The organism is Acidithiobacillus sp. TH-A67, from assembly GCF_057473545.1.
Map to the genome: position 1 here is coordinate 23394 of NZ_JBYCKU010000027.1, position 23170 is coordinate 46563.

General features: G+C 60.8%; 21 protein-coding genes, 1 tRNA gene and 1 pseudogene. 11 read left to right on the forward strand and 12 right to left on the reverse strand.

The features are described 5' to 3' along the window. Positions 1-3: 3 nt before the first annotated feature. Genes mutM through hemA form a run of 4 tightly spaced genes read right to left on the reverse strand, consistent with a single transcriptional unit; the run spans position 4 to position 4012 of the window. Positions 4-816 carry a bifunctional DNA-formamidopyrimidine glycosylase/DNA-(apurinic or apyrimidinic site) lyase gene (gene mutM / locus AC2VNM_RS03370; RefSeq protein WP_483189986.1) on the reverse strand — a complete coding sequence of 271 codons (813 nt, stop codon included), beginning with the start codon at positions 814-816 and terminating at the stop codon, positions 4-6. After that, a complete protein-coding gene (gene prmC / locus AC2VNM_RS03375) occupies positions 809-1669 on the reverse strand; it encodes a peptide chain release factor N(5)-glutamine methyltransferase (protein WP_483166228.1) in 861 nt (286 codons plus the stop codon). The genes mutM and prmC overlap by 8 nt, the downstream gene beginning before the upstream one ends. Next, positions 1659-2756 carry a peptide chain release factor 1 gene (gene prfA, locus AC2VNM_RS03380; protein WP_486912878.1) on the reverse strand — a complete coding sequence of 366 codons (1098 nt, stop codon included), beginning with the start codon at positions 2754-2756 and terminating at the stop codon, positions 1659-1661. Before prfA ends, prmC begins: the two co-directional genes overlap by 11 nt. Next, the gene (gene hemA, locus AC2VNM_RS03385; protein WP_483166227.1) at positions 2753-4012 is read right to left on the reverse strand and encodes a glutamyl-tRNA reductase; all 1260 of its coding nucleotides are present in this window, start codon (positions 4010-4012) and stop codon (positions 2753-2755) included. Before hemA ends, prfA begins: the two co-directional genes overlap by 4 nt. Positions 4013-4134: 122 nt before the next feature. On the opposite strand from hemA, the gene AC2VNM_RS03390 reads away from it, so the two are divergent. The 5 genes from AC2VNM_RS03390 to AC2VNM_RS03410 all read left to right on the forward strand — a co-directional run bounded on the left by AC2VNM_RS03390 (position 4135) and on the right by AC2VNM_RS03410 (position 8310). Further along, positions 4135-5784, forward strand: a complete 1650-nt coding sequence (locus tag AC2VNM_RS03390; RefSeq protein ID WP_483189988.1) for a tetratricopeptide repeat protein — start codon at positions 4135-4137, stop codon at positions 5782-5784. Further along, positions 5781-6395 (forward strand): lipoprotein insertase outer membrane protein LolB, encoded by a 615-nt coding sequence (gene lolB, locus AC2VNM_RS03395; protein ID WP_483189989.1) that lies wholly within the window; start codon positions 5781-5783, stop codon positions 6393-6395. The genes AC2VNM_RS03390 and lolB overlap by 4 nt, the downstream gene beginning before the upstream one ends. Beyond that, a complete protein-coding gene (ispE, locus tag AC2VNM_RS03400; RefSeq protein WP_483166183.1) occupies positions 6392-7258 on the forward strand; it encodes a 4-(cytidine 5'-diphospho)-2-C-methyl-D-erythritol kinase in 867 nt (288 codons plus the stop codon). Before lolB ends, ispE begins: the two co-directional genes overlap by 4 nt. Next, a tRNA-Gln gene (locus tag AC2VNM_RS03405) sits at positions 7249-7323 on the forward strand. The genes ispE and AC2VNM_RS03405 overlap by 10 nt, the downstream gene beginning before the upstream one ends. A gap of 39 nt (positions 7324-7362) precedes the next feature. Next, entirely contained in the window at positions 7363-8310 is a 948-nt protein-coding gene (locus AC2VNM_RS03410) for a ribose-phosphate pyrophosphokinase (RefSeq protein WP_483166182.1), read from the forward strand. 3 nt (positions 8311-8313) lie between these two features. Here AC2VNM_RS03410 and AC2VNM_RS03415 read toward each other — a convergent pair whose 3' ends face one another. The 5 genes and pseudogenes from AC2VNM_RS03415 to pgi form a co-directional block, all read right to left on the reverse strand. After that, on the reverse strand, positions 8314-8538 hold the full coding sequence (locus AC2VNM_RS03415; RefSeq protein WP_483166181.1) for a hypothetical protein: 225 nt from the start codon (positions 8536-8538) through the stop codon (positions 8314-8316). Positions 8539-8546: 8 nt separating this feature from the next. After that, positions 8547-9290 (reverse strand): penicillin-binding transpeptidase domain-containing protein, encoded by a 744-nt coding sequence (locus tag AC2VNM_RS03420; protein ID WP_486912879.1) that lies wholly within the window; start codon positions 9288-9290, stop codon positions 8547-8549. Between the two features lie 413 nt (positions 9291-9703). Continuing rightward, a pseudogene (locus tag AC2VNM_RS03425) lies at positions 9704-11026 on the reverse strand (transglycosylase domain-containing protein); the annotation flags it as partial. A 35-nt stretch (positions 11027-11061) separates the two neighbouring features. Next, positions 11062-12213, reverse strand: a complete 1152-nt coding sequence (locus AC2VNM_RS03430) for a D-alanyl-D-alanine carboxypeptidase family protein (RefSeq protein ID WP_486912880.1) — start codon at positions 12211-12213, stop codon at positions 11062-11064. A 69-nt stretch (positions 12214-12282) separates the two neighbouring features. Further along, positions 12283-13902 (reverse strand): glucose-6-phosphate isomerase, encoded by a 1620-nt coding sequence (gene pgi / locus AC2VNM_RS03435; RefSeq protein WP_486912881.1) that lies wholly within the window; start codon positions 13900-13902, stop codon positions 12283-12285. Between the two features lie 300 nt (positions 13903-14202). Here pgi and AC2VNM_RS03440 point away from each other — a divergent pair, with 300 nt between their 5' ends. The 5 genes from AC2VNM_RS03440 (at position 14203) to typA (ending at position 20560) form a co-directional block, all read left to right on the forward strand. Then, positions 14203-15660, forward strand: a complete 1458-nt coding sequence (locus AC2VNM_RS03440) for a cytochrome ubiquinol oxidase subunit I (protein WP_486912882.1) — start codon at positions 14203-14205, stop codon at positions 15658-15660. Positions 15661-15713: 53 nt separating this feature from the next. Further along, positions 15714-16802: a cytochrome d ubiquinol oxidase subunit II gene (cydB, locus tag AC2VNM_RS03445; protein WP_483166176.1), complete on the forward strand. Its 1089-nt coding sequence runs from the start codon at positions 15714-15716 to the stop codon at positions 16800-16802. A 114-nt stretch (positions 16803-16916) separates the two neighbouring features. Then, positions 16917-17222, forward strand: coding sequence for a hypothetical protein (locus AC2VNM_RS03450; RefSeq protein WP_483166175.1), 306 nt, complete (start codon positions 16917-16919; stop codon positions 17220-17222). A 106-nt stretch (positions 17223-17328) separates the two neighbouring features. Continuing rightward, positions 17329-18594, forward strand: a complete 1266-nt coding sequence (locus tag AC2VNM_RS03455) for a porin (RefSeq protein ID WP_486912883.1) — start codon at positions 17329-17331, stop codon at positions 18592-18594. A 145-nt stretch (positions 18595-18739) separates the two neighbouring features. Continuing rightward, positions 18740-20560, forward strand: a complete 1821-nt coding sequence (typA, locus tag AC2VNM_RS03460) for a translational GTPase TypA (protein WP_483166173.1) — start codon at positions 18740-18742, stop codon at positions 20558-20560. 20 nt (positions 20561-20580) lie between these two features. Here the strand turns inward: typA and AC2VNM_RS03465 are convergent, their stop codons facing one another. Then, the gene (locus tag AC2VNM_RS03465; RefSeq protein WP_483166172.1) at positions 20581-21189 is read right to left on the reverse strand and encodes a class I SAM-dependent methyltransferase; all 609 of its coding nucleotides are present in this window, start codon (positions 21187-21189) and stop codon (positions 20581-20583) included. Further along, positions 21186-21563: a Co2+/Mg2+ efflux protein ApaG gene (apaG, locus tag AC2VNM_RS03470; RefSeq protein ID WP_483189993.1), complete on the reverse strand. Its 378-nt coding sequence runs from the start codon at positions 21561-21563 to the stop codon at positions 21186-21188. Before apaG ends, AC2VNM_RS03465 begins: the two co-directional genes overlap by 4 nt. Before the next feature lie 124 nt (positions 21564-21687). Between apaG and AC2VNM_RS03475 the strand changes: the two genes are divergently transcribed. Next, entirely contained in the window at positions 21688-22488 is an 801-nt protein-coding gene (locus AC2VNM_RS03475) for a DNA-formamidopyrimidine glycosylase family protein (RefSeq protein WP_483166170.1), read from the forward strand. A 55-nt stretch (positions 22489-22543) separates the two neighbouring features. Here AC2VNM_RS03475 and AC2VNM_RS03480 read toward each other — a convergent pair whose 3' ends face one another. Continuing rightward, entirely contained in the window at positions 22544-22987 is a 444-nt protein-coding gene (locus AC2VNM_RS03480; protein WP_483189994.1) for a rhodanese-like domain-containing protein, read from the reverse strand. Between the last annotated feature and the right edge of the window lie 183 nt (positions 22988-23170).

The window sequence follows — 23170 nt, forward strand, 5'->3', positions numbered from 1 at the left end:
CCTCTAGCGCTGGCAATGTCCACAGTAAAATGACGAGCGGCCCCCGATACGCGCGGCGCGCAGAGCTTTGCCGCAGCGGATACAGGGTTCCTCCTCGCGTCCGTACACGGCCAGAGATAGTCGAAAATAGCCCTTTCTGCCATCGGGGCGGGTAAAGTCGCGCAGGGTGGTGCCGCCGGCGGTGATAGCCTCCTGTAGGATCTCCACGATTGCCTGATGCAAGCGGCGAAAGCGGGGCAGAGCGATGCGCCCGGCCGCCCGGCGGGGATCGATCCCGGCACGGAACAGCGACTCGTTGGCGTAGATATTGCCCACGCCGACCACAACGTGGGCATCCATGAGGAAGCTCTTGATGGGCTGCTGATGCCCGCGACTGCGAGCAAAGAGATAATCTGCATCAAATTCGCTGCCCAAGGGTTCCGGCCCGAGGCCCTGTAACAGCGGATCGCTGGCCCAGTCCTCGCCCCAGAGGAACAGACCGAAGCGTCGGGGGTCATGAAAACGCAGGCAATTGCCGTCCTCCAGAAGCAGATCGACATGGTCATGTCGCTGCGCGACGGTATCTTGTGGCACGACGCGCAAATGCCCGGACATGCCCAGGTGCAGCAGGAGTTGGCCCTGATCGAGATCGGCCAGTAGGTATTTCCCGCGACGGCGCAGACGGGCGATCCTTTGTCCCTGTAAGCGGGCGGCGAGATCGTCATTGACAGGGCGCCGCAGACGCGCTTCACGCACAGTGACCGCCGCGATGCGCCGATCCACGAGATGCGGCTCGATGCCGCGCCGCGTGACCTCCACTTCGGGCAATTCAGGCATATAGAGTACTCCAGAAGGCGCTGCTCACCCGCTCGCGACCGGCCAGATCCCGATGCGTCTCCACTCCCTCCCAGCCATACGCGCGCAAGAGTTGGCGTAGCGCCGGCCCTTGCTCGTGGCCGTGCTCGAAAGCGATCTGGGTCTGGGGCTCCAGGTGGGCGGGGAGTCCGGCGAGAATGGCTTGGTAGGCCTCCAGTCCGGTCTCTCCGGCCACCAGGGCGCTGATGGGCTCTGCGCCGAGCTCGGCCAGATGGGGATCATCAGTCGCCAGATAGGGCGGGTTGCTCAACACGAGTGAAAAGTGCTGTCCTGCCGGTAACGCCTGACACCAGTCTCCGGCACACCAATGCACCGACAGCCCCAGGGCCGCCCCATTCTGGCGGGCGACGGCCAGGGCGTCCTCGCACCGGTCCACGGCCCAGTACTCCAGATCCGGTCGCGCCCGAGCCAGGGCGAGGATGATGGCGCCGCTACCGGTACCGAGATCGAGCACTGACCCCTTCTCGGGCAGATGCTCCAGGGCCCAACGTACCAGGGTTTCTGTATCTGGGCGGGGAATGAGGACGTGGGGATCGACGCGCAGATCGAGGTCCATGAACGACCAGTGGCCAAGGCAATAGGGTAGAGGCTCGCCAACCATGCGGCGGGCAAGCAGCGCCAACAAGTGGCTACGGCGCGTTTCTCCTAGAGGCGCCTGGGGATGGCTCCAGAGTTCGGTGCCGCTGTCCAGGATCTCCTCCAGAAGCCAGCGGGCCTCTTGCGCCGGCGCATCGCTACGCGCCGCAAGTTGGGTGCCGAGCCAGGCAAGCCAGTGCCGCAGAGAATCTTCGGCGGCGGGTACCTCAGGCATCATCACCTAGATTTTGCAGAAGATCGGCCTGATGTTCACGCAGGAGTGCCTCATAGAGAGGGTCCAGATCCCCGGCGATGATTGCCTCCAGGCGATACAGGGTCAGATTGATGCGATGGTCCGTTACGCGGCCCTGGGGAAAATTGTAGGTACGGATGCGTTCCGAGCGGTCACCCGAGCCGACCAGGGAGCGCCGTGTCGCGGCAGTGGCGCTTTGTTGCTTTTCCTGCGCCATTTCCATCAGGCGGGCCTGCAACAGGGCCATGGCCTTGGCGCGATTTTTGTGTTGCGAACGGTCTTCCTGGCAGGCGACCACGAGCCCCGTGGGCAGATGGGTGATGCGCACCGCCGAATCGGTCTTATTGACATGTTGGCCGCCGGCGCCACTGGCGCGGAAGGTGTCGATGCGCAGGTCACTGCTCTGTATCTCTATTCCTTCGATCTCGTCCACCTCCGGCAGAACGGCCACGGTGCAGGCCGAGGTATGAATGCGCCCCTGCGCCTCGGTATCCGGCACCCGCTGTACACGGTGCCCGCCGGATTCGAACTTGAAGCGGGAATAGGCGCCCCGCCCGGAGATTTCCAGTACCACCTCGCGGTAGCCGCCGCGCTCGGACTCCGAGGCGGAAAGGATGGTGACGCCGAAACCCTTGGTCTGGGCATAGCGGGTATACATACGCGCCAAATCACCGGCAAACAGCGCTGCCTCCTCGCCACCGGTGCCGGCACGGATCTCCAGAAAGACGTTGCGTTCGTCCTGCGGATCCTTGGGGAGCAGGCGCAGGCGCAGCTCCGCCTCGAGTTCGGCAAGTTCGCTCTCCGCCGCGGCCAGTTCTTCGCTCGCCAGGCCGCGCAGTTCGACATCGCTCTCTTCGCGCAGGATGCGCAGGGCATCGTCACGTGCTGCCTGCCGGCGTTCCTGTTGCGCGAGCAGGTCACGCAACGGTTGCAGTTCGCCCAGCTCACGGGACAAGGCTTGATATTGCTGCGGGTCCTGTAAAACTTCGGGGCTTGCAAGACGATGTTCGAGTTCTTCGGCACGCAGGCTCAACTGCTCGAGCTGGCCCGCCAAACGGGGGCTAAGACTCATCCTTCTGCGTCGCTGAGATGAAAGAGGATGTCGAGAGAGGCGACCAGGGCCTCGCTGGTGGCTTCCTGGCAGGGCTGGCGTAAGGTCGAGATGGGGTCGTGCAGGACCTTGTTCATGAGCGCCTTCGAGAAGGCGTCCAGCACTGCCTCGGGGTCCTGCCCATGCTGCAGATAGTGTCGGAAACGCTGTAACTCCACCTGCCGCGCCTGCTCGACGTGCTCCCGCAAGCGACGAATGGCGGGCACCACTTCCAGGCTGTCGCGCCATTGCTGAAACCCATCGGCCTCTTGGGCAATGATCTGCTCCGCCTCGGTCGCCGCTTCGCGCCGCGCCTGCATGCCGGCCTGGGCGATGTCGTTGAGGTCGTCGATGGTATACAGATAGCAGCCGTCGAGCTCGTCAATGGCAGGGTCGAGGTCACGCGGCACGGCCAGATCGAGAAAGAGTAGACTGCCACGCTCGTGTGGCAACCCGGGCTGAACGTCAGCGGAGTGCAGGATCACTTGGGGGCTCGCGGTACAGCTCAGAACCAGATCGACTTTGGGAAGCAGGGCCGCCGCATCTTCCAGGGGATGCGCCTGCCCATCCAGGCGATTGGCGAGCAGGCGAGCGCGCTCGGGACTGCGGTTGGCGACGTGAAATCCATCCAGGTCATGCTCGCGCAGGTGCGTGGCGACCAGTTCGATGGTCTCGCCCGCACCGATGAGCAGCACCCGCTTGCCCTGCAGGGAACCCAGCAACTGCCGCGCCAGGGTCACTGCCGCATAGGCCACGCTCACCGGCGCTGCACCAATGGCGGTTTCCGTGCGCACCTGTTTGGCGACACGGAAGGCCCAGTGCAGCAGACGGTTGAGGACGGGCCCGGTACTGTCGCTGTCCGCTGCGATCTGGTAGGCGTCTTTCACCTGGCCCAAAATCTGCGGTTCGCCGATGATCATGGAATCGAGGCCACAAACCACGCGAAACAGATGCTGTACGGCTGCCGCGTCATGAAAGCTGAAGCTGTTGCCGGTCAAGAGATCGGCGTCGATACCGTGAAAGTCGGCCAGCCAATGCTGCAGATGACTTTCTCTGGGGCCCGACCCGCCGTAGGTGTAGATTTCGGTGCGGTTGCAGGTGGAAACGATCAGGGCTTCCCTGGCCAGATTTTGGGCCAGTAGATCCCGGTGGGCCGCTGCCAGTTGCTCCGGCGCAAATGCGACTTTTTCGCGAACCTCGATGGGTGCGCTGTGATGACTCAAACCGTAGCAAAAAATGGTGGTACCATCCGTAACATTGGGACCTGATAATACCCGCGCATTGTCCGCAAGGCGTGTCCGGATTGCAAGCCGCTGGGGCTGGCGCTATTGTCGGCGCATCGCGGTGGGCAGGGAATGGTATGGGCAGGAAGATGCAGTGGCGTTGGCTGGCCTTGATAGTATTTGGGTTGTCTCCCTGGGCCGGGGCGAGCGTCCAGTTGACGGGGGAGAGTCTGTACTACCTCCTCAGTGCAGAGTTTGCCACCCAACAACAGGATCCCGCAGTCGCCATCCCGGCCTGGCAGCACAGCGTTGACCAACTCCCCACGGCGCCCATATTGGCGGCGGCAGCCAAGGCCGCAGCGCAGCTTGGAGATCTGCCCAAGGCACTGCTTTGGGCCAAGAGATGGCATGAATTGGCACCCGAGGACAGCGAGTCCGCGCGCTTTGAAGCCGGTCTGCTCCTTGCCGATGGTCAGGAGCCGGCGGCCCTGGAACTGCTGCAGGCGACGCTGGCGCGTTTTCCCGATGAGGAGCGGGTGAGTAGCCAACTGGCCGAATTGCTGGCACAGCATGGCCGTTTTGGTGATGCAGAACGACTGCTCCACACGGTCATCCAGAATCATCCCCATTCTGCTGCCGCGCAGCTCGCCCTGGGTCGCCTTGCCTTGCTGCAGAAGCAGCCGAAACGCGCAGCCGAGGCCTTTGCTGCGGCACTGCGACTGCGCCCGGACTGGGAAGAGGCGGCGGTATTGCAGGCCGAAAGTCTACGCCAACAGGGGAACTCCCTGGCGGCGTTGCAGATGCTGCAGGGCTTCTGTGCCGCACATCCGAGCGCCGTGCAGGCGCGTAGCTATCTGGCCACGCTCTACCTCAGTCTCGGTGGACAAACACAAGCCTATCGGGTATTGCAGCAGATCAGCCTGTTGCAGCCGGATCAACCCAAGGTCTGGAACCAGTTGCTACCCCTGGCCATTGCCGAAAGGGACTGGCCGGGGGCCCAGCAGGCGCTGGAGCATTTCCGCGAGCTGGCTCCGCACTCGCCACTGGTTCCCTACTACCAAGGGCGTATCGCGGAAGGTCAAAAGGCATGGTCGAAGGCGCGGGAGGCGTATGCCAAGCTGGCTGGTACGCCTTTGGCAGATGAGGCGCAGTTGCGCATCGCCCAGACCTATTATGCGCAAGGGCAAAAGAGCAAGGCGCTGGCGGAGCTGCAGAAACTGCAGGCACGACACCCGAACGATGCGCAGATTCCTCTCCTGCGTGCGCAATTACTGCAGGAAGAGGGCGATTATGCCGCTGCCGCGCAGCTGCTCGATCAGGCCCTGGAGCACCACCCCCGCGATGCCGCCCTGTGGTATGCCCGTGGCGCCATCGCCGAATTGCAAAAGGACTATGCCGGCATGGAAAAGGCCATGCGCATCGTCATCGAGCTGCGCCCAGATGATGCGCAAGCCTATAACTTCATCGGTTACAGCCTGCTCGAACGACGCCAGCAACTGGCGCAGGCCGGGGCGTATCTCGAAAAGGCCATCCAGCTGGCCCCCGAAGACGCCAACATCCAGGATAGCATGGGCTGGTATTACCACCTGCAGGGTGATCAAAAGAAGGCTCTGGTCTACCTGCAAAAAGCCCATGCCCAGCTGGGCGACGAGCCGGAAGTACTCGATCATCTGGGTCGGGTCCTCTGGCAGCTGGGGCGTCAGCAGGAGGCGCGTGCCCTGTGGCAGCGTGGCCTCGAAAAGCATCCCGACAGTAAGGAGTTACAGGAGGCCCTGTTGCACCCATGAAAGGTCTGATGCGGCAGAACTGGCGGGCCTTGGCCATTCCCGCCCTGCTTTTGCTCGGCGCCTGCGCCCAGCTACCCGCCCCGACGGGGCGGGCGCAGCTCGTCCTGCCGGCGCAGCAGCGGGCGCAGGTTCTCGCCTCGGTACCGCGCTGGACGGCTACGGGCCAGGCCTCCCTGCGCAGCCCGCGTGAGAGCCAGAGTTTTGGCTTTGTCTGGCGGCAGCAGGCAAGCGGCGAGCAGCTCCGTATTCTGGGGCCCCTGGGCAACACGGTCGCCGAATTACGCGATGACGGTACGCAGGCCGAGCTGCTGGAAGCCAGTGGTAAGCGCCTGACGGCGAGTACCATGAGCGTCTTGCTCGAACGGCTACTCGGGGTTGCATTGCCCGTTGCGGAACTCCCCCAGTGGCTGCTCGGCATTCCGCCAGCCGGGCAAGTGGATGCCTACGATGCCGCCGGGCTGCCGCAGCGTGCGCGCTGGGGCAGCTGGCAATTGCAATATCTGCGCTTTGACGCTGTGGGAGGCTTGCAGATGCCGGCCCTTCTGCAGGCCTCCGGGCCAGATGACCTGCAGTTGCGCATCGCGGTCAGCAACTGGCAACTGGGGCAATGATGTACGAGCAATGGTATCCGGCGCCGGCCAAACTGAATCTGATGTTGCGGGTCATCGGTCAGCGCGACGATGGCTATCACCTTCTGCAAAGCGTCTTTCAGTTTCTGGACCTGCGCGACGATCTGCACTTTGCCTCGGCGCCATCCGGCGTGTTTCGCTCCTTTGGCGGGCCTGCAGGCCTGGCGCCGGAAAAGGAACTGACTCTGCGCGCTGCGCGCCTCCTCGCCGAGCGCTGCGGCGTGCGCGAAGGCGTGGAGATTACCCTGCGCAAGCACTTGCCCGAGGGAGGCGGCGTGGGCGGAGGTTCGTCTGATGCCGCCACTACCCTGCTGGTGCTCAACCATCTCTGGAACTGCGCCCTGTCACGGGCGGAATTGATCTCTCTGGGTGCTACCCTCGGTGCCGATGTACCCATTTTCCTCTTTGGCCGCAGCGCCTGGGCGGAAGGCATCGGCGAGATCCTGCAGCCCATGCCGCCGATCCCGGAGCTCCCGTATCTGCTCGTGCACCCCGGCGTATCCGTCGCCACCGCGGAAATTTTCCGCGCCCCCGAATTGACACGCCAACACCCGCCCAGCACAATATCGGCGTTTTTGGGGGGAGAGCAGGAGAACACCCTGGAGCCCCTGGTCCGGAGTCGCTACCCTGTCATTGCCGAGTGCATCGATTGGCTGCGTGCCCAGGGCCTGCGGAATGCAAGATTGACGGGCAGCGGTGCCTGCTGTTTTGCCGAAGTTCCGGAAGAGACGGCGAATGGCGTCCTTCTCGACCGTCTGCCAGCGTCGTGGCGTGGGTGGTTGGTGAGAGGATGTAACCGCCACCCGCTTCTCGAACTTCTCCCGGAAATCCCTGCTGGGGCGTAGCCAAGCGGTAAGGCACCGGATTTTGATTCCGGCATTCCCAGGTTCGAATCCTGGCGCCCCAGCCATTTTATTTTTGCGGACAGTGCAGAGGTATCCATCCTTTCATGTCTCACGGTAGCCTGATGGTATTCAGCGGGAACGCCAATCCCGCCCTGGCAGCACAGATCGTCAAATTTCTCCAGATCCCCCTGGGGCGGGCGGAGGTCAGCCGCTTCAGTGACGGCGAGGTCTTCGTCGAGATTCTGGAAAATGTCCGCGGTCACGACGTTTTCGTTTTGCAACCCACCTGTGCCCCGACCAACGATCATCTCATGGAACTGTTGGCCATGATCGACGCCCTCAAGCGCGCCTCGGCCAATCGCATTACTGCCGTCATGCCGTACTTTGGCTATGCGCGGCAGGATCGCAAATCCCGTGCCCGCACAGCGATCACCGCCAAACTCGTCGCCGATCTGGTAACCACCGCCGGCGCGCACCGCGTCCTGACCATGGACCTGCATGCGGACCAGATCCAGGGCTTTTTCGACGTTCCGGTAGACAACATCTACGCCTCCCCCATTCTGCTCGGCGACATCTGGCGGCAGAATCCGGAAAATCTCATGGTGGTATCCCCCGACGTTGGTGGTGTGGTGCGCGCCCGTGCCATCGCCAAGCGTCTGGAAGTCGATCTCGCCATCATCGACAAACGCCGGCCGCGTCCCAACGAATCGGTGGTCATGAACATCATCGGTGAAGTGGATGAGCGCAGTTGTGTGTTGGTGGATGACATGGTCGATACCGCCAATACCCTTTGCGAGGCAGCCCATGCCCTGAAGACGCGGGGGGCACTGCGCGTGAGCGCCTACTGCACTCACCCGGTGCTATCCGGCAAGGCGATCGAGCGCATCAGCGGCTCCGACCTCGACGAACTGGTGGTGACCGATACCATCCCCCTGAGCAGCGAGGCGCGCGCCTGTGACAAGATTCGCGTGCTCTCGGTCGCTGAACTCTTTGCCGAAACCATCCGCCGGATTGCCGAGGAAGACTCCGTCAGTTCCCTGTTCATGGACTGATTTTCAGGAGTACGGAGCGGCCTGACCGTCGAGGGTTTTGTGATTGGGGAGTTGCGGGGCGGGCGTTGCGGCGTTTCCTTCGATGACAGTCAACGGATGTGGGTCGGGCCGGTCAACATCGTTCACCAACCAAGTATGCAGAAAAAAGTACGCGACCACCGCTAAGAGAAGGACCAGCGTACTCCAAACCCAGGCGTAAGCGCTGGCATTATTGCCCTCTTTCGTCATTCTTGCTCCTAAAAAATTTTCATCAATGCGCGCACGAAACTCTGCTCTTGTTCCTGTCGTGGCGTCTGGGCTGCGGGAGGCAGATAGCCCGCCAAAAAGTATCCCAGCTTGCTAGGGCTGCCATCTGTCCCAGGATCGGCCAGGGTGCCAGTCTGCGGATCGTAGCGCGCGGTGACGACGTCGGGCGGTCGGAAAAAGCCGGTATCCGGCATGCCCTGTAGAGCCGTCCCCATATAGCGTATCCAGATCGGCAGGGCCTCGCGGGCCCCCGCCGCCCAGGTCCCCATGCTATGGTTATCGTCGTAGCCCACCCATACCGAGGTCGTGATATCCGGATTGAAACCATTGAACCAGGCGTTTTCTTCGGCATTGGTGGTGCCGGTTTTTCCGGCGAGGTCATGGCGATGCAGGATCTGCGCGGCGACCCCCGTCCCGACCCGTATCACCCTCTCCATCATCCGCGTCATCAGATAGGCCACCCCCGGGGGGATGACCGTCTGCCGGGCGGGTGGCTTATAGGCCAAGGGGCAGTGCAGAAGCGCCACGTCGGTGCCGTTGGCGGTGACCACCTTGCGAATGAGATAGGGATGGGGCAGAAAGCCGCCACTGGAGAAGGTGGCATAGGCGCGCGCCATTTGTAGGGGCGTGAAATCGCCGGCGCCGAGCACCATGGACGGGGTTGCTGGTACCTGTTTGGCGGGAAAGCCAAAGCGGTGCACGTAGGTTTTCGCATAAGGAATGCCCACATCCATGAGCAGGCGCACGCTCGGCACATTGTGGGAATCTGCCAGATCCTCCCAAATGGGGAAGGGGGTATTGGAAAAGGTGGACTGTAGTTGGTGGGCGCGTAGATCTGTCCATCTGCCAGATGGATGATCAGGGGCGTGTCAGCAATCAACGAAACTGGGGTGTAGTAGCCCTTGTGACCACTGGCCAGCAGCGTTGGCGCGTCGATGGCAGAGGCGTAGACGAAGGGCTTGAAGCCGGATCCCGGTTGTCGGTAAGAATACAGGGCGCGATCAAAATGACTGAGTTCGTAGCTGAAGCCGCCGACCAGGGCAAGGATGGCGCCGCTGTGGCTATTCAGCGAAACCAGGGCGCCCTGGACGTGGGGGATCTGCGCCAACTGCCAGCCAGGGTGCGGAACAGCGTGCCAGACCTTGGTACCCCAGACAGGATTGCCGGTGCCTTCCGTCGCTGCGGCGACATAGTGCCGTACCCAGATGAGATCGCCAGCTGCCAGTACCTGATTCACGCTCGTCGGGCGCTGGCCGTTGGGGCGTAGCCGGGCCCAGGCCACGTCTGGAAGACGCAGGTCGGCCTGCCGTTCTCCTTCGATGTCAATTCGCGCTCTCTGCGCATCGACATTTTCCACCACCGCCCAGCGCAGGTTGGCCGGGTCGAAGTCCGGTAACATGGGCGGACGCTGTCCATGCAGAGCGGCCTGGAGCATCTCTCCGCGCAGTTGCGCAATCGGGCCACGCCAAGCCTTCGGGTCCATACTATCGAGGCCCATGGCGTAATTTTCCAGGCCAATTGCCACATCCTGGTTGGCTGCCCGCTGATCGCGCGGATCGATACTGGTATAGACCCGCAGGCCGCTACGATAGGTAAAGTCGGGGCCAAAATGCTTTTCCAGCCAGCTACGGATCCAGTCGGTGGCGTAGGGAGCCAGATTGCTTGCCGGGGCGTGGTAGCGGGCGCGAATCGGCTCGGCCATGGCGCGTTGCGCAGCAGCCTCGCTGATGAACCCCAGTTTTGCCATGCGTCGCAGTACATAATCGCGCCGGGTCTTGGCCGAGGCCGGCGAAGCGATGGGGTTGAACACCGACGGGGCAGCCGGCAAGCCTGCCAGAGTCGCCATCTCGCCCAAACTCAGTTGCGAGACCGTCTTGCCGTAATAGGTTTCGGCGGCGGCCTGCACTCCGTAGGCGCCTTCGCCCAGATAAATCTTGTTGACGTAGAGATCGAGGATCTGCGCGCGATCGAGATGTTGCGCCAGTTTATAGGCGAGCAGGATCTCTGCCACCTTGCGGGTGATGGTCTTTTTGGGGGTCAGATAAAAATTGCGGGCAACCTGCTCGGTGATCGTGCTGGCCCCCTGCACTGGTCCCCAATGAATGAGGTCCACCCAGGCAGCGCGAACGATGCCGGGAAAACTGACCGGATAATACAGCGGGTTGTGGCTGTAGAACTTGGAATTTTCGGCGGCGATGAAGGCATCTTGCAGGCGCTTCGGAACCTGACGGATGGGCAGGGCGTAGCGCAACTGCGGACCGATGACCTGCAGGAGCTTACCGTTGCCGGCATAGATTCGTAGCGGCTCGGCCGGATGCCAATGTTCCAGTGCTTGCACCGGAGGAAGTTCCTGGTAGATACGATAGGTCCAGAAAGCAACGGCAACAGCGGCGTTCACCAATACGAAGAGAACGACAAAGACCAGCCAGAACCGCCAGCTGCGCTGGCGGAAGAAGGTAGTCGCAGTCATCGTTCAGGCCTCGCGGGAGCGCGATCGTACGCCGCTCACAATGCACCCTGCGCGCGATGCCAGAGACGGCCGAACCAGCCGGCCTTGGCCACCGCATTTTTCGCCAGAACCGGCTCCGACTTCAGGACTTTGCCCTGCCAGAGGATGTCGAGGGTGCCCACGTTGCTGTTGGCCTTGATCGGGGCCTGCAGGTTGCTGGCGGCGACGAAGCGGCTTTCCACCTTACCTTGACTGGGCCGGGGAATGGCCACGTTGATCGCTTTGGGGGTGATGATCGAGAGAGTCTCCGGGCTCCAGCCGATCCGCTTGATTTGTGCCACCATCGCGCCGGCCGGGTAGACCTGCTGTTGCTGCCAGCCATGAAAACCGTAGTGGAGCATGGCGGCGGCATCGGTACCGGCGACGGCACGGGAGCTGGCGCCCAGGATGACCGCTACTAGGCCCCGGCCGTCCTGGCTGGCGCTGACGGCCAGATCCCAGTTGTTGGCGGAGGCCAAGCCCACTCCCAGACCAGTGATACCGTGCTGCCCTGCCAGCGGGTTGTAGTTGTACTGGGTGATGTGGTTGTAGCGGTAACTTGCCTGCCCTGCGACCTTCTCTATCTGCGGGAATTTCACCACCAGGGCGCGTGCCAAGCGGGCGATGTCGAGCGCCGTACTGCGCTGTCCGGGCGTCGGCATGCCATCGGGATTGACGAAATGGGTCTGGGCCAGCCCCATGCTGGCGGCTTCGCGGTTCATCAGGTCGACAAAACCGGCAACACTACCTGCCACTGATTGGGCGATGGCAATGGCGGCGTCATTACCCCCGTCGATCAGCAGGCCATGAGTAAGCTGGTCGACGGTAACCGGCAGCCCGGGCTGGATGAACATGCGCGAGCCAGGGGCATGCCAGGCATCGACGCTTACCGAGACCTGCTGGTCGGATTGCAACATCTTCTGCGCTTCTGCCTGGTAGAGCAGATAGGCCGTCATTAGTTTTACCAGGCCCGAGGGGTCATGGCTCGCTTGCCCATTTTGGTCGAGCAGGACTTGATCGGTATTCACGTCGATCAGCACCGCCGCCTTGACCCCAGAAATCTGTGGCGCCGGCATGGGGGGTGCGGCGGGCAGGGTGGGGGTGGGTACGACGGCATAGGCAGTGCTGGAGACCAGCAAAACAGCAAAAAACGCGGCGGTTTTCTTCATAGGGGCGGCAGAACTCTTCAGGAAAGATTTCCCTTTGGAAAAACTGCCGCCGGGAAAAGTTCCCGCCGCCTAGCTGCGACTGGCGCGGTAGCGCTCGATCAGTGCCTGGGTAGAGCTGTCGTGGGGATGATGGGTTTTGCCCTGTAGGTCCGATTCGACGCGCGTGGCCAAGACCTTACCGAGCTCTACCCCCCACTGGTCAAAGGAGTCGATGCCCCAGATCACCCCTTGGGTGAAGACGCTGTGTTCGTAGAGGGCGACCAGGGCACCCAGAGAAAACGGTGTGAGGGCATCGACGAGGAGCAGATTGCTGGGCCGATTGCCGGGGGAAACCCGGTGGGGAATCTGTGCTTCGGGTACCCCCAGGGCACGCAGTTCGTCCGCCGAACGGCCAAAGGCCAGGGCCTCACTTTGTGCAAAGAGATTGGCCATGAGCAGGTCATGTTGATCGCGGTATTCGCTGAGGGGCGCAATAAAACCAATCAAATCGCAGGGCACCAAACGGGTTCCCTGATGCAGCAACTGATAAAAGGAATGTTGGCCGTCGGTGCCTGGTTCCCCCCAGATGATCGGGCCGCTATCTACGGAGAGAGGGTTCCCTGCCAGATCTACCCGTTTGCCGTTACTCTCCATCTGCAGTTGCTGCAGATAGGCGGGAAAGCGGGCGAGGTCGTGGGCGTAGGGCAGGATCGCCTGGCTCTGAGCGCCCCAGAAGTTGTTGTACCAGACCGAGATCAAACCTAGCAGGACAGGCAGGTTCTGCGCCAGTTCGGCATGCCGAAAGTGTTCATCCATGGCATGGAAACCGCGCAACATCTCGGTAAAGGCCGCCGAACCGATCGCCAGCATGGTGGCCAGGCCGATGGCGGAATCCATCGAGTAGCGCCCGCCTACCCAGTCCCAGAAGCCAAAGCTATGCTCCGGATTCATACCAAAGGCGGCGACCGCCTTGTCATTGGTAGAGACTGCAACAAAGTGTTGCTCCACCGCCGCCTCGCCCAGGGCCGCTACCAGCCAGCGTCGGGCGGCGTGGGCATTGGTCATGGTTTCCAAGGTAGTAAAAGTCTTCGAGGCGATGATGAACAGAGTTTCTTCGGGGTTGATCTCGGCGAGTACCGCAGCGAGCGCCGCACCATCGACGTTCGCCACGAAGTGCTCGCGGATACCTGCCATCCGCTGCTGGCGCAAGGCCCGATAGGCCATCTCCGGCCCCAGGTAAGAGCCGCCGATACCGATGTTGACGATCTGGCGCAGGGCTTTGCCCGTCGCGCCTAGCCACTCGCCCTGGTGGACCTTGTCGCAGAAGGTCATCATGCGCTGCAGAACCGCGTGCACCTCGGGCACGACGTTGACGCCCTGATCGCAGATCTGGGCATCTTTCGGTGCGCGCAGGGCGCAATGCAGGACAGCGCGATCTTCGGTGCTATTGATATGCTCGCCAGCGAACATGGCGGCGCGCCGCGCTTCCAGACCGCGCTCTCGCGCCAGATCGATCAGTGCCGCTAGAGTTTCCGGCCGTAGCCAGTTCTTCGAATAGTCCAGGTAGATGCCACAGGCCTCGGCGGTCATGTGGCTGCCGCGCTCGGGATCCGCGTCGAAGAGGTCGACGATCTTCGCATTACCCCAATCCTCTCGTTGCTTCTGCACTCGCTGCCAGGCCGATAAATCCTGCAATCTTGTTGCGCACATGTTCACTCTCCTGGGCTTGCCAAGTTGATTGGGAGATTCTTCAGAAAGAGTAGGAGAAGGACATGGCAGGCGCAAGGATAAAAATTGAACAAAATATCTAGATATATGATTATATTGGGTTATTTGGACGGGTGCGGTGCAAATGAACCGATGCTTTTGGTGCATTTGAACGGGCTGCGACTGGCTATATCACCAATTCCTTATTCTTTCTGCCGTTCCCTCCGCCAGAAATGTGGCACGCCCTTTGCTCGCCAGGGGGCAGTAGTTCACCTATAACCTTAGCGAGTCGAGGAATCAGCAATGATCATCGAAAACAGTTTACCCGTCCTGCTCAGTCGGCTGGACTTTGCGTGGATCACGACCATGCACATCCTCTGGACGCCGTTGACCATCGGCATGTCCTGGCTGCTATTTTTCCTGGAGATTGCTTGGCTGCGTACCGGTGACGAGCGCTGGTATAAGCTCAATCGCTTCTTCGAGAAGATCTTTATCATCAACTTTGGTGCCGGTGTGGCGACCGGGGTGACCATGGAGATGGCCTTCGGTATCCTTTATGGCCCTTTCTCTCAGGCCGCGGGCCCGTTCTTTGGCAATATCCTGGGCTTCGAGACCATTACCGCCTTCATGTACGAAGCTGGCTTCATTGGCCTGATGGTCTTTGGCTGGGGTAAGGTCAGCAAGGGCATGCACGCCTTTGCCACCTTCAACGTCGGCCTGTCCTCTAGTCTTTCGGCAATGTGGATCCTGGTCGCCAATTCCTGGATGCAGACCCCCAACGGTGTCGTGCTCAAGGATGGCCTCTTCCAGGTCGAGAACTGGTGGCACGCCATCCTCAATGACAACTTTGTCTGGGGCTTCCCGCACATGTGGGTGGCAACGGTGGAGTTGTCTCTCTTCGTCATGGCTGGCGTGAGTGCTTGGTTCATTCTCAAGAATCGCAACGCCGATCTCTTCACCAAGATGCTCAAGCCCACCCTTCTCGCCTTGCTCATCGTGACGCCCATCCAGATCTTTATCGGTGATAGCGTTGGCAAGGATGTGGCGGATACCCAGCCGACCTCTCTGGCGGCCATGGAAGGGCACTACCATACCTATTTGCCGGATGGAAAGCCGAACACCAGCTGGAACCTGATCGCCATCCCCAATGCCAACAACGACGGCAACCTCTTCCAGATCTCCATCCCGCATGTCTTGAGTCTACTGGAAACGCATACCTGGAACGGTGTGGTGAAGGGCATGGACCAGTTTGCGCCCGAGGATCGCCCGGATGTCTGGGTGCCCTTCTACTCCTTCCGCATGATGGTGGCGATTGGTTTCTTCCTCTTCTTCGTGGCGTTCTGGGGCAACTGGTTGCGCCTGCGTGGCAAGCTCCATGCTGAATCGCTCCGTAAAAGTCCCTGGTTCCTGCGGGTAGTAGTCTTCTCTGCCTTCCTGCCCTACCTCGCCATCTGGACCGGTTGGTGGGTACGTGAAATCGGCCGCCAGCCTTGGGTGGTCTACGGCCTGATGCGTACTTATCAGGGGGTCAGCCACATGAGCGTGGCCCAGGAAGTCATCTGGTTTGCTGGCTACATCGTCTTTGAACTTCTGGTGTGGGCGGGTGCCTGGTACTTCTTCGCCCGCGTCATTGCCAAGGGGGTGGACGGTATTGCCCCATCGGATCAGCTCTTCCACCACGGGGAAGAGGGCGATGCGCACGCCGGCGGTGGACACGCGCAGGCCAGCTTCGCCAAGCCAATGCTGAAGGCTGAGCGCTAAGCCTCGTGGGGTGGCCTGTGCCACTCCATTTACTGATTTTGACGGAGGTTACCATGGATTTTACCCACGACATCGTGCGGATTACCTCAGCTCTATCTACTTGGTGGTGGATTTTGCTGGGGCTGATGTTTCTGTTTTATATCGCTTTGGATGGCGCCGATCTGGGTGCCGGAATTTTTGCATTGTTTTCTAAGGATGAAGACGAGCGCGGCGCGATCATGGCGTCGATGGCTGGTTTTTGGGACGGCAACGAGACCTGGCTGGTCGTGGCCGGCGGCGTGCTCTTTGGCGCCTTTCCGCTGGTCTATGGCTCAGCGTTCAACTACCTGATGATCCCGCTGATGATCGCCCTTTGGGCCATCATTATGCGTGCTGTGGCCTTCGAGTTCCATGTCCATGCCCGTTCCAGCCGCAAGGTCTGGGGCTGGTTCTTTGCTATCGGCAGTCTGCTGGCGCCGTTCTTTGCTGGTGTCGCCCTGGGCGCTAGCCTGCAGGGTTTCCCCATGCAGAACGGCCTGGCCATGGCGCATATTGCCGGGAGGGACTACAGCACCCCGGTCATGCACTTCTCAGGCACCGCACTGACCTGGCTGACGCCTTTCAGCATCTGGACGGGTTTTGGTGCGGTCATCGCCGCGGGGCTGGCCGGTGGCCTGTACCTCTGCGCGCGCTTTGTCCCCGGCGATGTGATCCACGAGCGCGCCAAGGGCTGGACCAGCCTCTTCTCGCTCCTGGCCCTGGCTGCCATCGTGGTAACCCTCGTCTGGTCCTACGCCATCTTTCCTTGGGCTGCGGCCAAATGGACCGGGCCGAACTGGTGGGTCTGGGCGGCCTGGATGGTGATTGTGCTGTTCTTTGCCTTCAAGTCGATGAGCAATCATTCGGCAGGGCACAACTTCGTCGCTCTGCTCTGGGGAGAAGGCGTAGTAGTACTCCTTTGGGCTGCCATGTGGGCAACCATGTACCCCTATATCGTGCCCGGCACCTGGACGATTCAGGAGGCCGCTAACCCTGCCAATTCGCTGGCGGTATTCACCTTGTTCATGACGGGTTTTGTACCCATCATGATCATGTACAACTGGTACCAGATCTGGGTGTTCCGCGGACGCTTCACCAAAAAGAGCATCTACGCTGCCCACTGATCGGGGCAGTGTCAAAGAACCGGGGCACTGCCCCGGTTTTTTTGTGGGCGCGCAACTTTCCGTTTTGCCCACGGTCGTAGTGTTATAACCCTAGTCACCGCAAAGCAGACCGCCATGGATAGCATTCATCTCCTTCATCAGCTCTGTGACTCCCAGTGTCCGGCCGAGTGCCTGGACTCCCTTTCCGTTCTGGATGCCCTGCTCGCAGGCCAGGAGCGCGTCGACGACCGCTGGCACCGCCTCTTGCGCGGTTTGCCGGGTGCCTCGCCAGCGGAGCTCCTCGATCAGGTCTTGGAGGTGGACCGCGAACTCGGACAGTACCGCCGCGCCATCACCTTTTTGCGCGCCAACCTGAGCGCGCGTCGCGCCGCTATGGCGAGCGGGGAAAGCGTACGGGTCCCGCAGAATTCCCTTTCTTAGTGGCTCGTTGCAAAAAGTTCTTGGCGTGCCGTTGCAAAGGCGCAAAAGGGGTGCTATAACTTCTATCGTTGTATTGTAACAACGGCTCATGAGGAGGAGCTTTGTCATGAAGAAGAATCTTGTAGCTTTTGCAGTTGCTGCTGCAGTACTGGTCCCCGGTGCGGCCTTTGCGGCCGACAGTTCCGCCAAGGACAACGGCCCGATCCTGTATGGCTATGCCCAGATCACCGGCAGCCAGCAGTTTGGTACGTCAACGAACGGCTCTCAGTCTGGCTCCAATGGCCTAGTTTTCGGTGCCAATCGCATCCGCTTGGGTGTGAAGGGTGAGGCAACGGATGGTGTGACGTATAACATCATGGCTGGCTGGGATAATGCCGCTATCAGTGGGAACAATGCTGGCAATCAAGGCATTCCTGGATATAGTACCAATGCTCTGAACAATGGTCTGGGTAATGGTGGCAATGCTTCCATTCTGGATGCCTGGATCAACTTTGCCCCAGTTCCCTTCGTGCAGCTGGAGGTGGGTAAGTTCAAGCAGCCTGTAGGCAATGAGTATATCGACACGCAAGGCAACGCCTTGCCCTTTATCTTTCGTTCTATGGCCCAGTCGTTGTTGCCGGGACGTAGTGCCGGTGCGATGCTGCACGCTAATGACGTAATGGGCACGGGTATTGGCTACGCTGTCGCTATCGCCGATGAGACCTCTCTGGATTACGGCAGCGCCTACAACTGGGAGGTTTCCGGTTCCAATCCTTTTGGTAGTGGTCAGGGTGGCTTCCTGAATGGTAGTGGCGGCTATCTGGCATCTGCACGCTTAACCTACGATTTCATGGGTCCCTTGGTCAAAGCTGAAATCAGTGGCTCTCGTATGACTTTGCCAAACAAGCCGAATGCCCTTGGTGTTGCCAACAACGTTGATTCCCTTTACACCTGGAACGTCGGCGTCCACGGTGGACTGATGGGCATCCACTACGTTGCCGGTTATACCAACCTGCATACCGGTCAGACCCGCGACGGCAATCCTGGCTACATGGCGCAGGACTGGAATGTTGGACTTGGCGTAAATCTTTACCAGATGACGCTAACGCCATCATGGCTCGATATTGAGCCTGCGGTTCGCTTCGATTCTTTCAGCTACAACAATTACCAGGGTTACGATGCGAAGCTGGATAACACCACGGTCGGCTTGAATTATTATGTCAATCCGAATAACCCGCACGCAGCGGAGATTCAGGTGAACTACATCATCCCCACGGCTCGCAACGGCAAATTCGGTACTGGGACCCTGGGTGGCGTTTTTGGCGGCAATGGTGCCCCCATCAACGGCATGGCCTACAACACGCTGATGTTGCAGTTCCAGGCTGGCTTCTAAGTTCGCTTAAGCCTAGCGGGGCGCTTCGGCGCCTCGTTTCTTCGCCCTGTCACGAGTTTTCGTGGCGGGGCGGTTTGCTTTTTGGGGGGCATGTCGTTATAAGAGAGCCCGCTGCCAGCCGGCTCTGTCTTTATTGGGGAAATTTGTGTCACGTCAACTTCGTAACATCGCCATCATCGCCCACGTCGACCACGGCAAGACCACCCTGGTCGATCAACTGCTCAAGCAATCCGGTACCTTCGCCGCGCATCAACAGGTGGAAGAGCGGGTCATGGACAGCAACGCCTTGGAAAAGGAGCGCGGCATCACCATCATGGCCAAGAACACCGCGGTGCAGTGGGGTGAAACCCACATCAATATTGTCGACACCCCCGGCCATGCCGACTTTGGTGCCGAGGTAGAGCGGGTACTGGGAATGGTGGATGGGGTGTTGCTGCTGGTGGATGCCGTAGAAGGCCCCATGCCGCAAACCCGCTTTGTGACGCGCAAGGCCCTGGAGCTAGGGCTCAAGCCAATCGTCGTCATCAACAAGATCGACCGGCCTGGCGCGCGTCCCGATTACGTCATCAGCGCGACGCTGGACCTTTTCGACAAGCTCGGTGCCACGGAGGAGCAGTTGGACTTCCCGGTGATGTACGCCTCGGGCTTGCAGGGCTATGCCGGAGAAGACCCAAGCGTGCGCGAAGGCGATATGCGCCCGCTCTTCGAACTGATTCTGAGCCATGTACCAGCGCCCGAGGGCGATCCGGAAGCGCCGTTGCAACTGCAAATTGCCGATCTGGACTACTCCAGCTATGTGGGACAGATCGCCATTGGCCGGGTGCGTCGCGGACGCATCCGACCAGGCCAGGACGTGGTCATGCTGCAGGGGCAGGAAGCCAAGCCCATAAAAGGCCGAATTCTGCAGGTGCTGGGCTTTGAGGGCCTGAAGCGGATTCCCTGGGAGGATGGTGCCGGTGTTGGCGATATTGTTGCCGTCACTGGCCTCGATGCGCCGTCCATTGGTGCCACCATCGCTGCCCCCGAAGCACCGGAACCGCTGCCATGGAAACCCATCGACGAACCTACCCTGAACATGAGTTTTCAGGTCAATACCAGTCCCTTTGCTGGGCGCGAGGGTAAGTTCGTGACCAGCCGCCAACTGCGCGAGCGGCTCTACAAAGAGCTCCTCACCAATGTCGCCCTGCGGGTGGAAGATACCGACAACGCCGATGTGTTTCAGGTATCCGGTCGGGGGGAGCTGCATCTGACCATCCTTATCGAGAACATGCGCCGCGAGGGCTATGAGTTGGCGGTTTCCCGCCCCCGGGTCATTCAGAGGGTTGTCGATGGCGTCGCGGAAGAGCCCTATGAAGCGCTGACCATCGATGTCGAAGAGACCCATCAGGGCACGATCATGGAGCGCCTGGGGACGCGGCGCGGCGAGTTGCAGGACATGCAGCCCGATGGCCGTGGTCGGGTGCGTCTGGAGTATCGGATCCCCGCTCGTGGCCTCATTGGCTTTCACACGGAATTCATGACCGCTACCTCGGGTACCGGTGTCATCAGTCACATCTTCGATGGCTATGGTCCGGTGAAGGGAGCCATTCCGGCACGCATCAACGGAGTGCTGATCTCGGCCGAGGAGGGGGAAGCGGTGGGCTACGCCCTCTTCAACCTGCAGGATCGCGGGCGGCTCTTCGTCAGCCCGGGTGACAAGGTGTATGAAGGCATGGTCATCGGTATCCACAGTCGCGACAACGATCTGGTGGTGAACCCCCTCAAGGAAAAGAAACTCACCAACATGCGCGCCTCGGGTTCGGACGAAAACATCCTGCTCACGCCGCCGATCCGCATGAGCCTCGAAGCGGCAGTGGAGTTCATTGCCGATGACGAGTTGGTGGAAGTGACGCCGGAATCGATCCGCATCCGCAAGCGCTTTCTCAAGGAAAACGATCGAAAAAAAGCGGCGCGCAGCGGCGCTTGAGCTGCTAACGTGGCCCCGCTCTAGGCGGGACTTTCTGCCTTTTTCAGGCGTAGGCGACGAAACCAGCCGCCCAGGGCGGCCGCTTGGTCGTCCAGCAGACGTAATTCCGGGCGCTGCGCCAGCAAGTCCTCGAAGACGACGTCGGTGCGCGTCGCCAGACTCGCCGAAAGGGGGGCCAGGAGTCGGCGCAGGGGTGCCCTTTGCTGCGGCCGCAGAAATTTATCGAAGATCAGCAGCGTGCCGCCGGGGCGCAGCACGCGACTCGCCTCGGCAAGGGCCCGAGAAGGGTGCGGTACCACTGCCAGAATCAGGTGTAGTAAAACGACGTCAAAGCTGACATCCCGCAGCGGCAGACGCTCGGCGTCGGCCTGCAGGAGGCGCACCTGCGCTGCCCGCGAGCGCGCTCGCGCGAGCATAGCCGCGCTGAAATCCACTGCAACGTTGAAGGTCTGTGGAGGTAGATAGGGAAAATCGAGACCGGTTCCGGCGCCGATGATCAGGATTCGCTGCGCCTCTGCTGGAATATTGGCAATGTTGGCAGCCCGTGCGGCCGCTGAAAAGCCCGCTACTGCGCGGTCGTAGATGGGCGCCCACAAACCATAGGCGCGCTGCAGGCTCCGGTAGCTCAATGGAAGACGGTGGCCACGGCCAGGCGAAAGGCGGGGATTGGGGTCTCGAACTCATCGCCGTCTTCACTTACCCATTGGTAGCTGCCATGCATGCTGCCGACTGGGGTAGGTAACACGGTGCCGCTGGTGTACTGGAAGCGCTCGCCTGGCGCGAGGGTGGGTTGTTCGCCGACGACGCCGGGGCCGCGCACTTCCTGTATTCGCCCCTCCGCATCGGTGATGATCCAGTGGCGGTTGCGCAGCTGCGCCGTCTTCGGACCATGGTTCTCGATGCGAATATGGTAGGCAAAGACGTAATGTTCCTGCTCCGGGCTGGATTGCTCGGGAATATAGCGGGTGTCGACCTGAATCTGGATCTCGGTCGGGACGCTCATAAATCATGGCTCCTTCACTAGCGTTCTTGCCAGTCTATTCCCCCGCTTTCGGCCTGCCAAGTTTCCGACTGGCCGGTGCGCGCGGTAGACTAGGGCCGAGATGACAATGAAGTGAGTACAGACTATGGCAGAATTGCCCGAAATCGAATTGTTCAAACAAAAACTGCAACGTAGTGTGCTGCGCAAAAAGCTCGGTGCCTTGCGTCTGCAGAATGCCAAGGGCGAGCAGCTTGCCGAGGCCGGTGGACTGGCGGAGGATGCCTTGCAAGGGAAGGAAATCACCGATATCCATCGCTACGGTACCCAGGTCTTTTGCGAGCTGGACCGACGCGAGATCCTTGCCCTGCAGTTGGGCGGAGATCTGGTAATGGATCTGGAGCGCGGTGCTCCAGCGGAAGAAGGCAACGATAACCGCGCGGGCCTGGAACTGGCCATCAATGCACAGTTGCGCCTGCGCTTGCAGGGGACCCAACTGGGGAGTCGCCTGCGCCTGCTGGACGAGAGCAGTGATGTGGATTTTCTCACCAAGCTGGGGCCGGATCCGTTGCTCGTTCCGGCAGATGGGCTGAGTCATCTGCGCGAATCGTTGGCGCGGCGTCGTAGCGCCCTGCGCAATGTGCTGCTGGATGACAGCTTCGTGACCGGCATCGGTCCTCTGTGGGCCGATGAGATTCTGTTTCAGGCGCGTTTGCGCCCAGATCGGACGGTTCCCAGCCTCAGTGAAGAGGAACGGGATCGTTTTCTTGAACAGATTCCGCAGGTCTTGCAACGGGCGCTACGCTCGCAGGCAAAGATTCCCTTGTTGCCCAAGACCTTCCTCACTCGCCATCGGGAGGATGGGCACTGTCCGACCTGTGGGGGAGCGTTGGAGTCGTTGCCGGTCGGGGGCAAAACGGCGCTGTTTTGCCCTGCCTGCCAGATCTGAAAGGGTCTGCTGCTGGTGCGGCGCGAGGATCAGTCCGCGCCAGGCCGAGTGCTGCTCACGGGTGACGCCAGGGCAAACCGCTAGCCTTCCAGCCCTCAAGCTTGCCGCGCTGTCCGAGTTCGTCGCCCTTCCCTTCAAAACCGCCAAGGATGTTGTAGGCGTGCGTATATCCCAGGTCGGCCAGATGCTCGGCGGCCTCGGTGGAGCGGCCGCCGGTGCGGCAAAGCAGCAGCAACAAAGCGTCTGGCTGAGCGATGGACTGGATCTGTCGGTCGAAATCCGGGTTGGGGGTCATGCCCGGATAGAGCTTCCAAGGCACATGGCAACATCCTTCGACAAAGCCGGAAAACTCCAGCTCGGGATGCGAGCGCACATCGATCAATTTGGCCTTGGGATGCTCGCGTAGAAGCGCATGGGCCTCTTCCGGAGTCAGGTCTCCTGCGTGCTTCTTGTCTTGGGTCCGCTGCGCAGCGCGGGCGAGGATTTCTGCAGTGTCCATAGTGTGCCTCCTAATTTTGCGTAGCACTGTAGTATAAGAGAAATTGTCGCGTTCGGCTGTAGCGACGCGCTTGGCGGCTCGATCAAGCCCTGTCAAAGCACATTAGAAATGTCCGGTGTTGGGCAAGATAGAGATGTCCGGTTCTCCTGGGTATGGATTACTTTCCAGGACGATCTACGGTGG

Bases quoted from the DNA above. Each gene is read 5' to 3' on its own strand.
- mutM (WP_483189986.1), bottom strand. From the start codon at position 816: ATGCCTGAATTGCCCGAAGTGGAGGTCACGCGGCGCGGCATCGAGCCG.
- prmC (WP_483166228.1), bottom strand. From the start codon at position 1,669: ATGATGCCTGAGGTACCCGCCGCCGAAGATTCTCTGCGGCACTGGCTT.
- prfA (WP_486912878.1), bottom strand. From the start codon at position 2,756: ATGAGTCTTAGCCCCCGTTTGGCGGGCCAGCTCGAGCAGTTGAGCCTG.
- AC2VNM_RS03390 (WP_483189988.1), top strand. From the start codon at position 4,135: ATGGGCAGGAAGATGCAGTGGCGTTGGCTGGCCTTGATAGTATTTGGG.
- lolB (WP_483189989.1), top strand. From the start codon at position 5,781: ATGAAAGGTCTGATGCGGCAGAACTGGCGGGCCTTGGCCATTCCCGCC.
- ispE (WP_483166183.1), top strand. From the start codon at position 6,392: ATGATGTACGAGCAATGGTATCCGGCGCCGGCCAAACTGAATCTGATG.
- AC2VNM_RS03410 (WP_483166182.1), top strand. From the start codon at position 7,363: ATGTCTCACGGTAGCCTGATGGTATTCAGCGGGAACGCCAATCCCGCC.
- AC2VNM_RS03415 (WP_483166181.1), bottom strand. From the start codon at position 8,538: ATGACGAAAGAGGGCAATAATGCCAGCGCTTACGCCTGGGTTTGGAGT.
- AC2VNM_RS03420 (WP_486912879.1), bottom strand. From the start codon at position 9,290: ATGGATGTGGGCATTCCTTATGCGAAAACCTACGTGCACCGCTTTGGC.
- AC2VNM_RS03430 (WP_486912880.1), bottom strand. From the start codon at position 12,213: ATGAAGAAAACCGCCGCGTTTTTTGCTGTTTTGCTGGTCTCCAGCACT.
- pgi (WP_486912881.1), bottom strand. From the start codon at position 13,902: ATGTGCGCAACAAGATTGCAGGATTTATCGGCCTGGCAGCGAGTGCAG.
- AC2VNM_RS03440 (WP_486912882.1), top strand. From the start codon at position 14,203: ATGATCATCGAAAACAGTTTACCCGTCCTGCTCAGTCGGCTGGACTTT.
- cydB (WP_483166176.1), top strand. From the start codon at position 15,714: ATGGATTTTACCCACGACATCGTGCGGATTACCTCAGCTCTATCTACT.
- AC2VNM_RS03450 (WP_483166175.1), top strand. From the start codon at position 16,917: ATGGATAGCATTCATCTCCTTCATCAGCTCTGTGACTCCCAGTGTCCG.
- AC2VNM_RS03455 (WP_486912883.1), top strand. From the start codon at position 17,329: ATGAAGAAGAATCTTGTAGCTTTTGCAGTTGCTGCTGCAGTACTGGTC.
- apaG (WP_483189993.1), bottom strand. From the start codon at position 21,563: ATGAGCGTCCCGACCGAGATCCAGATTCAGGTCGACACCCGCTATATT.
- AC2VNM_RS03475 (WP_483166170.1), top strand. From the start codon at position 21,688: ATGGCAGAATTGCCCGAAATCGAATTGTTCAAACAAAAACTGCAACGT.
- AC2VNM_RS03480 (WP_483189994.1), bottom strand. From the start codon at position 22,987: ATGGACACTGCAGAAATCCTCGCCCGCGCTGCGCAGCGGACCCAAGAC.